The organism is Peijinzhouia sedimentorum, from assembly GCF_049340005.1.
Taxonomy (GTDB): domain Bacteria; phylum Bacteroidota; class Bacteroidia; order Cytophagales; family Cyclobacteriaceae; genus CAXBDP01.
The window spans coordinates 78,267-91,119 of sequence record NZ_JBMPIY010000010.1; the positions used below are offsets into that span (position 1 = coordinate 78,267).

Sequence of the window (12,853 nt, forward strand, 5' to 3'; positions counted from 1 at the left end):
TATGGGTTTTTGAAGGGGAAGGTGGAAATGGTTCAGTCTTTAATTTGAATTGAAAAGTAAGTAGAAGATTTAAGTTTATAGTGAATCTGAAACATTCATTAGCATTGTACTCTGTGAAAGTATTTAACCAATGTCAATTACATTTTTATCTCCAAACCACACTTTAGCCTTTATTATTACTTGTGAATCAGGATTGTGAAAGAAAACTGCCAAATTCTCTTTAGCCCTTGTACAACAAACGTAAAATATTTTTTGAGTTCTAACCAATACACTGGCTGAACCTGTTCCTAAGAAGAGATTACCGAAGTTGTAATTGTGCCAGCCACCATTGTCAAGAATAACTAAAACATTATTAAACTCAGCTCCTTTAACTTTATGTTGTGTTGAAAATGGAGTTTGACCTTCCAAATATTCATGTAGCTTTTGAAATTCACTAAACTTGACATCTTTCACACGATTATACAAATACTCTTTTTTCTCTATAAAATCGATTAGCTTATCATCAATCAAACAAATGCCCTTTTCGTTAGCATCAGTAATCACTTCTTCAATTGTTTTATCTTCAACATTAATAAGGCTTTCAATATTTTCCTTTAAAGTTCTTTTGTTTGCTATGCTTGTAATTTTAAAACGAAAATCTGTGGCTCTCAAAAACTCATTGTATTTTTTACTTTGATAAAGGGAAATATTAGTTTGAATTTTGAATAAATGCTTAATCAGATTATCTCTTTTTGAGCCTTTCTTATTTTCATCACCCTCATCTTGTTTCTTATCATCAATTAAGGCATCTTTATTCAAATAGATTTTTCTCACTTCAGAGAATGGTTTATCCTTTAGCTGATTATATAATCCTGCTTTAATTGGGTCGGCTAATAGAATATCTTTCTTTAACTTTCTCTCTCTATTCTTTAATTGAAATTTATCTACAACACTATCAAAAGTGTCATCATCCTTAATTTCAATTTCAGGTTTATCATTTTTCTTATTGTATTTTATCTTCTCAAGTATTTCAGATTTTAAACCAATAACAGGGTCTTTATCATAAATATCCATTAATGTTCTAAATCCTGCTTTATCCGCTATTAAATTATGAGTTAGGTTCAATTCCTTTGTTTCTTTTGAATTACTGAAATTCCAATTATAATTTTCTTCCAAGTACTTTTCAACCTTCTTAATATCACCATCAGTAGAGTGTAAGAAAAGTACAGTACCTTGCTTAACAGCACCTTCAACCATATTGGGGGCATTGGGATCAGTAGGAGGTTCTTGTGTAATACCATCAGTCCGAAGTTTATTTGCTAAATCAATAACAAGCTGGGGATTTCTTCTATTCTGTTTTTTGGTTACTTCATTTACAGTATTTTGATCTTCTCCTTTGTATTCATCTAGATTTCCAATTCCATCATCGTAAATAGATTGCATTGCATCACCAAAAAAACCAATAATATTATTTCTTGCGCTTTTCTTGAAATGAGTGAGGAAGATTTCAACAACAACTTTGTTTGTGTCTTGATATTCGTCAATAAAGATGTACCTGTATTTATCTTTTACTATACTGCTAAGTTTTGGATATTTTTCAAAAAGATAACTTGCAACTAAAAGTATTTCATCATGAGATATAATACCATCTCGCAGTCTCACAAACTCTTTGTACTGTATGCCATCAGACAAATTATCATAAAAATGAACAGGAATAGGGTTGATATCATCAATTGAAATCCTACTAACTTCTTCATTATTTGCTAATGATATAATTGCTTCCTTAAGCTCCTTTTGAAAGTGTTTTATATTATCCCATAAAAAGTCGTGGATTGTAGATACATTAAGATTTTGGTGATTTACTCTTTCTTCGATTTCCTTTACTGCCGCATTAGTATATGTCATACAGGCTACTTTGGCTGTGGGGTTTTCAGCTATTATCTGACGAATTACACTTACTAATGAATAGGTTTTACCACTTCCTGCACCACCACTCAAAAGAAAGTTTCTTCCTTGGTCAATCGATTGGAAAATTTGCTGTACTTCGGGCTCTAAACTTAATCTTCCTTCAACCATAATAAACCATTTTTGATATACGCAGGAATATTCCAATTACTAAAATCCTTATTACTGTGATATAAAATATCCAAAGCAAAATGAGTCTTCTTTTTGATACATGAACCCGCTAATTCGTAAGGGCCTTTTGCATCATCATCAAAATAAGAAGCATTTTTCAATCCCTGAAAAGTGGCTTTACTTCCTTTTACAAATTCTCTATTTGAGTGAATAAAAGCATCTTCAAAACTTCTTGCGTGATAGGCATCTTCTTCTTGCTGATAGCATAAACAAACTATAGAACTTCCTAAAGGAATTGTTCTATCTCCTATAGGCAATGCTTTCAAATCATCCCAAGTAATCTCCTTTAAGAAATGTTTGATTGCGGAATTACTCGTTTTTGTTCCTTCATTCACAGGACAAGCTGTTTCATCATCATTTATAGCATCAATATCTGTTAAAATCAAAGACTTAATACCCAAAAACTCAATGAACTTCTCAAAGATTTGCGAATAAGCTCCAACTTCAATGATAGATATATTTTGAGATAATAGTGGTAGAAAAATCTCTTCTGTATCTTCTGCTTTTAGACGAGCCGCTTCTTCTAAATCTACTTTTCGCATAAAGGTTGGTATCAATATTCTTTCTGTGTCCCCCTCGATTAGGACCGCTTTATCAGCAAAGAAAATTTCAGCTCTGCTGATAGTTAGATACTGCTTTAGAAATTGATATTGGCTTGGGTTGGTTTCATATTGCTTCCTTAAATCTGAAAGATTTTTTGCCGTTACATTATTCTTTGCCTCCGTTTTTAAATATTTAATATCATCAAAATTACTATCAGCAACAATGTGAGATGAATGTGTTGTAATTATGTATTGTAGTGGTCTATTTATTCCGTCATCTCTTTTGATACCTTCAGCAAGTAATTTCTTTATGTTTTTAATAAAGATATACTGCATTTGTGGGTGGGTATGTGCCTCAGGTTCTTCAATGACTAATAAATTAATATCTGCGGGCCTTTTGTCTTTATCTCTTTTGAAATCCTGTACAAGAATTTCAATTTCAAAAATCATACTTATAAGGTTCATATAGCCTAATCCATTATAATGTTCTGGTAGCTTATGATCATCGTGGGTATATACTACAGTTGTATTTCCTTCAAGTAATTCTCTATGTTGCAATGTTGAAATTATTGCAATGTCGGTATCATTCAGTTTTATTCCCCCAAAATCTTGTACTTTCTTAATTACATCGCTGAAAAGGTCTTTATAGATATCGCTTAATGTATTATCGGTTTCTGAAAGTTGGTCTTTAAAGTTTTCAGTAGCTTGATTTTTATCGCTATTATCTTCTGTCTTTTTATAAAGGCTGGATGTTTGTTTGGAGAGTGTGTTTTCCTTTTCTTTATTAGTTACATCTCGTCTTGCACTAATGTATTTGAAACTGATAATATTTTTAATACCAATAGTTTCATCTTTTAAGTCGATAAAGTTCGATTCATTAACCTTTTGAGCCACTCTATCATAATCAAAAGACATTTTATGGGTGTTGAAATAATTGCCAAACTCCTGCTTTAAAAACTCTTTTAGTTCTCTTGGCCTATTTTTCTTTCCTCCGTCAACTTTTGCTTTTTCATTTATGTCAAACGCTATGTAATCAGACCTTAATTCTAGAAAATCAGTAAAGCTTAATGTATATTCAAACCCCAATACAATTATGTTGTTTTCGGGGTCTAAGTCCATCAACACTCGACTGACATTTGACAAATCATCTTGTTCATCATATTCAATAAATATTTTTAGCTTAATACCTTTAGGAGTAAATTCTTCTGGAAAATTTATTGACTTAATCTGATCTTCTATCTCATTTCTAAAATCAATATTCAAATCATCATATGAAAATTTGCTTTTCTCATTCAAGAATTTATCAAGAATGGAAAGAATAGAGGTTTTTCCAGTGTTATTTTTTCCAATAACTAATGAAAGGTCTTTTTCTAAGTCCATCGAAAAATTCTTCAATAAGCGAAAATTCTCTATTTGGATTTTAGTTATTTTCATGATTTGTTAGTGGTTTTTTCTTTTTAATCTCCTTGCCAAAATTTTTTCCCAATTACTATCTGCCAATTTTATGTCTGTTGAGATTCAAACTTTGTTTTAATCTCATTTATAAAATATGATCCTTTAGAAGGTGAACCCATCAACTCCTTGTACACACTTTCTGGCACATCAATATACTGATAAACCGCACCGTGATGAAATTCTATTTCTAAGATGCGTGCTGCTTTGTCATATCCAACAGAGGCGATAGTTGAGGATGCTAGAGGAATTCTTTTTATTCCAGAATCATTATTTGATGAAATGACCTCGAGTAATTTTTCACCCAAATCAGTAGTGTAATATTTTTGATTTTTACTTGTAGGCTTATTTGGCAATGTTAGGGCTAACCAGCCCATTTCAATGAGAGGTTTTATATAGTTATCAAAATTTCGACTATTATTATACAATGCTAAATTTTCCAAAATAGCTGTACGATTTTGAGGTTGTTCGCAATAGCTTAATACTTTGAGATAAATGGATTCTAAAAGTTCCAACAACATAGACTCAACTTGGGCTCTTTTAAATGTTTTTTGCGACCTAAGATGCTTATCTATTTCATTTAATGAGCTGAATATCATTGATTTATCTATGTTCCATCTTAGGTCATCTTTCTGACCTAAGATGGAATAGGTAAGTGTGTGAATTGGAAGAATGCACAAGAAATACGCATTATTTTCATCCGTTTCAAAAACTGGCGGTGGTGAACCGTTTTCTTCCATACTACTATAAATAATAGGCAATCCAGTTCCTCTGCCTTCTGTGAGTTTCAATTCCTTTAAAAATCCACCCATTTTGCGGTTTCTATAATCTCGTGCTACTACTCTTTGTTTATTTAGCATAGCTTGAGTAATTGGTGGCATAGGTCCAGGGAAACTCAATATTTCAATTTTATCTTTATGTATTTGAATCTCCACTGGATTTTCTCGCTCATAGCTCTTGTGATAAACTGCATTGACTACAGCTTCTTCTATAGCCTGAAAGGGGTAGTTGAAGAAACGTATAGATTCTGCTTGCCTAGCTGATTTAACAACCAATTCTTCTATAATAGTTGATTTGAAATATTGTAAGACATCCCTAATCTGCTGAATAATAGAACCCGTATATATTCTTTCGGTATAATCTTTTCCAACTTCATTTTTATGAATAACCAAATCAATTTTTGCTCCTGAAAAGAATTTTTCAGGATGCTCATTAAACAACAGCAATCCAGCATTTGTAGGACGCAATAGTTCCTCTGAACCTTTAGCTATCATTAAAAGTCTGCACAATTCAGCAAATGAGATTTTTGTACTCTCTTCATATAGAGAACTCCCCACTTCTTTCAAATAGCTTTGAATCAAGCGCAAATTCAAATCATCTAGGGAAGCAGTTTGGTTGATTCGGTCATCAAATGGAATGCGTGCGGTAAGTTCAATAAGTCTTCTTTCATCCTCAGACCCTTCTTTTACTTTTACCGTTTTGGAGCCACGTTTGATATACATGGCTTTTTCAGTTCTCTTTTCACTTAAACTTATGGGAGCTTTGTAGGGTCTGTTATCTCCAGCTGGAGCAAAAATTACCAAAATATGCTTTTCGTTAAATGCATAAGGTTGAAAAACAGGAATATAAGTAGGGCTTAACCTATGTGCCAGTTCAATTAATTTCTTCTGGATGGCATCTAAATCTTGTACTTGTAACCCAATGGGTGGTAATTTAGCTTTCCCATTTTCATCTTCTACTCCAATAATGACATAACCTCCATCCCAATTATTAATATCATTAGCATAAGCACATAAAGTATGAATGAGATCCTCAGGATTCCATCCTTTTTTCAGCTCAATCCGGTCCCATTCCACAGTATTACCATGTAATAATTCATCTATGTTTATGGGTAACGCCATTGCTTAATGTATCAAATTAAAATCTTCCACTATTCATTTTGGCAATTCTTCGATAAACCAAAACCACTTTAAATCGACTATTTCCCAATAGAGTACCATTGGTTACACAATTTATCTCGACTCCTCATATTATATATTATCACATAATATCTAGTAAGATATTGAGTCTAAAATAAGAAATGATTTTAATTTGGTGAGATTCTATTGAATTATTTTAAATAATAGGCTAGAGGCACTAAAATCGTAACTAGTCTACACAGGAAATGGATTAGAAAATACAGCCGAATCGTAAATATTTACCCATTAAGGATTTACGGTTATTTCCATTTTACAATACCACTTAAGCTCTCTATTGAAAATTAAAAATGATAAAGCTGTTGAAGCAATTTCAATAGATAGAAGAGTATCGCAAAATCAAGAAATAAAATCTTTGAGGGGTGAAGTATAAAAAAACATATTAACTGAATGGGTCAAATTGTGTCTGCTCATAGCCTCATGACTTATAATATTTGAACATTTTATTTTAGTCTTGGTATAATTTTAAGAAATACCAGAAAGTGATATAATGCAGAGATTTAGTTGTAAATTTGCAAATGTGAAACAAATGAGATTATGGATAGAATAATTTTAAATCGACTTGATTATGCACGGATTAAGAAGTGCATTAGCGATGCCAGAAATTTTAATTCAATAAATAAGGCAGAAGCTGACAAATTAATGATGGAGTTAGATTCGGCTACAATAGTTGAGCCTAAAGATATTCCTTCAAATGTAGTTACGATGAATTCAATCGTAAAATTGAGTTTTCTGAATAACAATAAGCAGATTCAATTCCAGATAGTGTATCCTGATCAGGCAAACCTAAAAGAGAATAAAATCTCTATTTTCTCACCAATTGCAACAGCTCTAATTGGTTATAGAGATAAAGATGAAATAGAATGGATTGTCCCTTCAGGCTTAACTAAATTAAGAATTGACGAAATCGTTTATCAACCGGAAGCAGCCGGTGATTATAATTTATAAGCTTAAGGTATTATAGCCTTTAAAGTGTCTAACGAAAAAAGAGGCCGACTCACTTTTGAGCCGGCCTCTTTTATGAAATAAGACGCATTCTAAGAGTCAACAGATTTTTTTTCATGCTCTAAAGCCTCCAATATCTTACTCCGATATTTTTCCGGAATAGCCACTGGCTTTCCCGTTTTTTGTTCCACCGATACTTGAATGGATGTGGCCTTGGCGTAAATAATTGTATCCTCAGCATTTTCTGCACCCGTGATTAGGTAGGAGAGATGAAAACTTGAATTACCTATTTTGGTGCATTTAACCCAGATTTGCGGTTTATCCATAATCAGAATAGGCTTAAGGTAATCGATATTGCTATTCAGAATCACGATAAAATCTTGGAAGAAATTCCAGCCGGCGGTTTCGTATAAAAACGTAGCACGAGCATGTTCGAAATACTGATAATAGGTGCCATTATTTACATGGGCTTGCCCGTCAATATCCGTCATGCGTACTTGAATGGGCGTGCTATAATCAAAACCTAAATCTCTTGGATTGGCTGTTTTACTCATTGTTTTTGAATTTTAGTGAAGCTTGCGGGTAACTCCCTCCACTTCTAAAATAAAATCTGGCCCAAATGCCAATGAAGGTGTTTTAAAACCTGGATCCGGCGCATTTTTGAGTATTTTTTCTGTTGCCATCAATGCTGTGATGGCCGTGAGTTTGTATGCTTCGGGAGTGGTGAGCGATGCTGTAAGCGTTTTTCCTCCCGCATTTCTCACTTCGCCCCATACGTGGCTTTGCGTTTTTTTTCTCAGCTCTTCTGTTGGGCCTTTTATATTTTTTCGAACATAATTTTTCAACTTATTCTGTACCCAATTAGACTTCAAAATTCCTGTAAAGTATCGTGATAATTTTGCAAAGCGAATAGCCTTGGCAGCCACACCTGTGTACACTATAATGTTGGGAATACCCGTGCTATAATAAGCTGTGGAGACATCGCCCCAAGGAATACTCATGGAAATGCGAGGGCCTTTGCCGTAGTCTATCTGACGAGTTTTCCAGCCCGTAGGCACAGCTTTCAATTCACCATTTTGCCGGATCATTCCACCTTTGTAGATGTTTTCTACCACGGTGAGTGCCGTTCCACGACTCAAACTTCCAGCCCCTTTAAAAGCCAATTCCAAATGGCTCGCATCGGGCATGTGTGCATGTAGAAAAGCTGCCAAACAATCCGTTGGCACCACATCGAAACCGCAACCCGAGATAATCACAATGCCGGCTTCTTGGGCAGCGGAATTCAAACTTGCTGCATATTCGAAAACCTCCATTTCACCTGTGATATCGATATAATGGCAATTGTTTTTGAGGCAGGCAATCATTGCCGGTTTGGCCGTGGCGGAATAAGGGCCTGCACAATTGAGCAAGACATCCACACTTTTGACCATGCGGTTGAGTGTTTCGGTATCGTTGAGCGAAAAGGCTTCCCAAGGTAAATTCAGCTTCTCGGCAAGGGCTTTGGTTTTGGCCTCATCTCTCCCGGCGAGAATAGGCTGGAGTCCTTTGGAAGCTGCCAACTCGGCAACTAATTGGCCGGTAAAGCCATAGGCTCCATAGATAATAAATGAACTTGCATGCATGTGAACAATTTAGGAGAATTTTCTGGAAATCAAGCCAAATTATCCCAAAAGCCTGAGGAAAAAGCGGGAGGCTATTTTATCAATTCTTTAGATTTCTCCACCATTCTGCAAATAGAAGGATCCTTGCTTACTAGCTCAGGAATTTCATCTAATGGCACCCATTGAATATCTTTCGATTCATGGTTTATTTGCATGCGCGCTTGACTATTGCCTCGAAATATAAAACGCATATCATAATGCAAATGGGCCGGAATTCCTTTGTGTTCAGGAATGGAGTGAACATCAAGGTCAAAGATGGTCGATTTCAGTGTTTCAATTGAAGTGATGCCTGTTTCTTCGGCTAATTCTTTTGTGGCTACCTCTTGGAGGTTTTGGTTGCCATCGGCATGTCCTCCCGGTTGTAGCCATTTTTCTATTTTGCTGTGGAGGACTAGTAGAGCTTTTTGGCTACTTGGATCAAGCACCCAAGCTGAGGCAGTAAAATGTCCTGCTTTGCGCGTTCTTTCAAAGGCTATTTTGCCCTCCGAAAACAACTCAAGCATTTGCGTTTTGTAGTTGGCTTCTTGGTCGTTTATGGGTTGATAAAGGCTTAGGGAAGAGCGTAAATCGAAATTGGACATCTAAATTAGAATTTAAAAAGCCCGGTAATTTACCGGGCTGATCATTGTTGAAACTGTATGATTATTTTTTAACTTCTACTGTCTGAGAGTAAACGGTAATCACGCCAGTGAAAATATTGATGATGAAATCTAATGGCGTGATAGAGCTTTTTACTGTGTAGTTTTCAGCTCCTGAGGCCATTGCCTTACTATCTACTTCGTTGATGGGTACAAGTCCCCAAAGTACATACCATTGTCTTTTTGTTTCTGATTCACCATAACCGCCGCTGCCTACGGTGTGTGTAAGCGACATACATGATGATAATGATGCTGCAAGTAGAATTCCAGCGAAGAATAAAGAGGCTTTCTTTTTCATTTTAATTGATATTAGGGTTATAAAATTGGTTTAGTGCTACCTATAGATGATTCTAAAGCTTTTGGAAAGTCTACATATTCCTGTCTTTGGAAAATGTAGTCTAATTGAAATTTTTCCTTACCACCCTCAACAAAAAAAAGTTTAAAATTAACTACGGCATCATTGCTCAAGAGTAATTGTACCACTTTGAAGTTATCGAAGGAAAAGCTTGTTGCCATTGCTTGATTATAGATGCCATCTTGGTTGAAGTAGTTATCGGGATTGTCGATCAAACCGAATATTAAAGAATCGGGCATATTGACAATGCTGGCTACCGACATGATGCTCTGTGTGCTATCGTCTTTGAATAAATGGCGAACTTCTACAAAGTCTGCCTCCGAAGCTTCAAGTGAACTAACAGGACTTTCTATTTTGCTAAAACCTTTGATGGGGCGGAAATTAATACCTAATGAAGCATCGGAAATGACTGGTTGTAAGTAGTTTTCGTCTACTAAAAATTCCAGCTCTTCCCATTGCTGATATTGTGGCTCATTTTGAGAGTTACAGCCTATTATAAAAAGAAATGTTACTAAATAAATTATGCGCATGATGATAATTAGTACTAATTATCAAAGATAGGCTTTTAATTAGTCAATTGTTTTATTAACCATATTTTTTCTAAAACTCGTAGAGTAATTGGTGGGGTATCCTTCAAATAAATAGCTTATGTATTCCCTTGAATATCAAGCATGGCTCGTACAAAATCGTCGAAATTTTTTGCCTCAGTAAATAATCTGTCTTGATAAATATTCGCCATCAGTTTGATGTATTGCGGCTTTTCATTGAAACTCACATGCTCAATCATAATATTACCGTATCGCTGATTGGCCTTTTCGCTGCTGTGTCCGGGATGCGGTTTTAGGTAATGCATCTCACGTGTTTCTATATAATTTTCCTTTTGGATGATTCGCCGATCCGAGCCGGATGGACGATAATTTAAGCTAAGCACACGCTCCTTAAGCAAATCGAAAAAGTGCTGAAAATGAGCTTTCGAAAAACTGGCTTTAAAATCCAACGCAAAGCCATTGGAATAGGGCGATTGGTGGATGAGGATATTCCATTCCGATTGTATATCCAGTTTGGTGAAATTGTAAGCACGCGAAAATTCTTCGAGCCATTGCTTTCCTTCACCTCCCGCTTTCCATTCTTCGAAATCCGCTTTTTCCTTATCTGAGCGCTTTATGACTTCATGCACCAGCACTTCATTTATTTTTCCTTTCTGCGGAAAAAGCGTATTCATCAAATTATCTATAAAACTCATTCCCTTATTAACCCAGATTTGAAATAATAGTTAATCCGTATTTTTTGATTTAGGCAAAGCCTGTGATAAATTGAACCACAAAGAATCAATATAAACCATGCAAAGCAAAGCAAAAACTTTTCAATCACTGATTTTCAGTATACTACTCATACTGATTTTCAATGTGGGACTAAGTGCCCAAACCATCCAATACAATATATCTTTCGAAAAGGCTGAATTACATGAAGCCGAAATTGAAATTACATTTACCCAAGTACCCGAGAAAGTACTTGAAGTAAGAATGCCTCGAAGCTCACCCGGCAGATACGCCATCCACGAATTTGCCAAGAATGTGTACAATTTTGAAGCGATGGACGAAAACGGAAATCAGCTTGAAGTGTACCGACCGAATCCTTATCAATGGGATGTGGCAGGTCATAATGGTACGGTAAAAGTGAAATATACGCTGTTTGCCAATAGAGCTGATGGCACTTACAGCGGCATCGATGCTCGCCAAGCGCATTTGAATATGCCGGCTACCTTTATGTTTGCTCGCGGATTGGAGTTTCGTCCTATTGAAATCAACTTTGATGTGCGGGAGGATTTAGATTGGAAAGTCGCTACACAATTGCAACCATTGGGAGGGAATAAATTTGCTGCACCCAATATGCAGTATTTTATGGACTCACCTACGATGGTCAGCAATTGGACGATCCGTGAATGGGATGTAAATGGTCAAACCATCCGTTTTGTGCTATTGCATGTGGGCACCGAAGCCGAAGTAGATGCTTATGCAGAGCAGGTAAAAGCTATTGTGCTAGAGCAAGAAGCTATTTTTGGTGAATTGCCTCAATTTGATTTTGGCACTTACACCTTCCTAGCTTCTTACAATCCTTGGGTTTCTGGCGATGGTATGGAGCACCGAAATTCCACCGTATTAACGGGCGGCCGTTCATTGGCAGCGGGTGGAAATATAGGCACTGTAAGTCATGAGTTTTTTCATGCATGGAATGTAGAGCGTATTCGCCCAAAATCATTGGAGCCCTTTAGTTTTGAAGAAGCAAATATGAGTGGCGAGCTGTGGTTTGCCGAAGGTTTCACCAGTTATTACACGCCACTTGCAATGGTCCGTGCAGGGCTTATTAACCCTACCCAATATGTAAATGGCTTAGTTGGTGGCATCAATGCGGTAATAAATTCTCCCGGCCCGAAGATTCATTCTGTGGTGGAAATGAGCTATCAGGCACCTTTTGTAGATGCCGCTACGAGTATCGATCCTGTCAATAGAGCCAATACTTTTGTGTCGTATTATACCTATGGAAGTGTGCTTGGTTTGGCATTGGATTTAGAAATTCGCCAGAGATTCGCGGGCAAAGATTTGGATGGCTATATGACAGCGATGTGGCAGCAATTTGGCAAGCCGGAGATTCCTTACACTTTGCAAGGATTGCGCGACGTATTGGCCGATTATACCGGAGATAGACAATTTGCAGATAATTTCTACGATCAATATATCCACGGCAAGAGCATTCCTGATTTTGCTGCTTTGCTCAAAGGAGCTGGCATTGAAATGAAAAAAGCCAATCCAGGCAGAGCGATTCTTGGGCCTACATTTATCCGTGTGCAGGATGGAAAAGCTACTGTAGCTTCGGATGTGATTATAGGCTCACCGCTATACGACGCTAAGATTTCACGGGGTGATGAAGTAATTTCCGTAGATGGTAAAATACTAACGGATAATAATAGTCTTGGGACAATTTTATCAGAAAAGAAACCGGGCGACCGTGTGGAAATTGTGTACAATCAATTAGGAATGGAAAAGAAAGCTACTGTAGCCCTAATGGAAGATCCGGCGATGTCGCTACAGATTGTAGATGAAAATAATGCGCTTCTTCAAAATTGGCTGAAGAGTAAAGTGAAATTTTAATCGTAAATTACTTTTTCTAA

11 protein-coding genes are annotated in these 12,853 nt (G+C 36.1%); 2 read left to right on the top strand and 9 right to left on the bottom strand.

Annotated elements, in window-relative coordinates:
* Positions 1 to 123 precede the first annotated feature (123 nt).
* The 3 genes from ACOXY8_RS13225 to ACOXY8_RS13235 all read right to left on the bottom strand — a co-directional run bounded on the left by ACOXY8_RS13225 (position 124) and on the right by ACOXY8_RS13235 (position 6,010).
* On the bottom strand, positions 124 to 2,055 hold the full coding sequence (locus ACOXY8_RS13225; RefSeq protein WP_458332078.1) for a UvrD-helicase domain-containing protein: 1,932 nt from the start codon (positions 2,053 to 2,055) through the stop codon (positions 124 to 126).
* Entirely contained in the window at positions 2,037 to 4,091 is a 2,055-nt protein-coding gene (locus ACOXY8_RS13230) for an ATP-dependent nuclease (RefSeq protein WP_458332079.1), read from the bottom strand. The genes ACOXY8_RS13225 and ACOXY8_RS13230 overlap by 19 nt, the downstream gene beginning before the upstream one ends.
* Before the next feature lie 68 nt (positions 4,092 to 4,159).
* A complete protein-coding gene (locus tag ACOXY8_RS13235; protein ID WP_458332080.1) occupies positions 4,160 to 6,010 on the bottom strand; it encodes a KTSC domain-containing protein in 1,851 nt (616 codons plus the stop codon).
* A gap of 612 nt (positions 6,011 to 6,622) precedes the next feature.
* Here ACOXY8_RS13235 and rnk point away from each other — a divergent pair.
* The gene (gene rnk, locus ACOXY8_RS13240) at positions 6,623 to 7,033 is read left to right on the top strand and encodes a nucleoside diphosphate kinase regulator (RefSeq protein ID WP_458332081.1); all 411 of its coding nucleotides are present in this window, start codon (positions 6,623 to 6,625) and stop codon (positions 7,031 to 7,033) included.
* A gap of 89 nt (positions 7,034 to 7,122) precedes the next feature.
* Here the strand turns inward: rnk and ACOXY8_RS13245 are convergent, their stop codons facing one another.
* From ACOXY8_RS13245 to ACOXY8_RS13270, 6 genes are all read right to left on the bottom strand, one after another.
* A complete protein-coding gene (locus tag ACOXY8_RS13245; RefSeq protein WP_458332082.1) occupies positions 7,123 to 7,584 on the bottom strand; it encodes an acyl-CoA thioesterase in 462 nt (153 codons plus the stop codon).
* A 12-nt stretch (positions 7,585 to 7,596) separates the two neighbouring features.
* Entirely contained in the window at positions 7,597 to 8,652 is a 1,056-nt protein-coding gene (locus ACOXY8_RS13250; RefSeq protein WP_458332083.1) for a saccharopine dehydrogenase family protein, read from the bottom strand.
* Positions 8,653 to 8,723: 71 nt separating this feature from the next.
* The gene (locus tag ACOXY8_RS13255; RefSeq protein ID WP_458332084.1) at positions 8,724 to 9,272 is read right to left on the bottom strand and encodes an NUDIX hydrolase; all 549 of its coding nucleotides are present in this window, start codon (positions 9,270 to 9,272) and stop codon (positions 8,724 to 8,726) included.
* Positions 9,273 to 9,333: 61 nt separating this feature from the next.
* Complete coding sequence (locus tag ACOXY8_RS13260; RefSeq protein WP_458332085.1) at positions 9,334 to 9,627, bottom strand: Bor/Iss family lipoprotein; 294 nt, start codon at positions 9,625 to 9,627, stop codon at positions 9,334 to 9,336.
* Between the two features lie 17 nt (positions 9,628 to 9,644).
* Positions 9,645 to 10,214: a hypothetical protein gene (locus ACOXY8_RS13265; RefSeq protein WP_458332086.1), complete on the bottom strand. Its 570-nt coding sequence runs from the start codon at positions 10,212 to 10,214 to the stop codon at positions 9,645 to 9,647.
* Between the two features lie 116 nt (positions 10,215 to 10,330).
* Positions 10,331 to 10,927, bottom strand: a complete 597-nt coding sequence (locus ACOXY8_RS13270) for a hypothetical protein (RefSeq protein WP_458332087.1) — start codon at positions 10,925 to 10,927, stop codon at positions 10,331 to 10,333.
* 97 nt (positions 10,928 to 11,024) lie between these two features.
* Between ACOXY8_RS13270 and ACOXY8_RS13275 the strand changes: the two genes are divergently transcribed.
* Positions 11,025 to 12,833 carry a M61 family metallopeptidase gene (locus ACOXY8_RS13275; protein WP_458332088.1) on the top strand — a complete coding sequence of 603 codons (1,809 nt, stop codon included), beginning with the start codon at positions 11,025 to 11,027 and terminating at the stop codon, positions 12,831 to 12,833.
* Positions 12,834 to 12,853 lie beyond the last annotated feature (20 nt).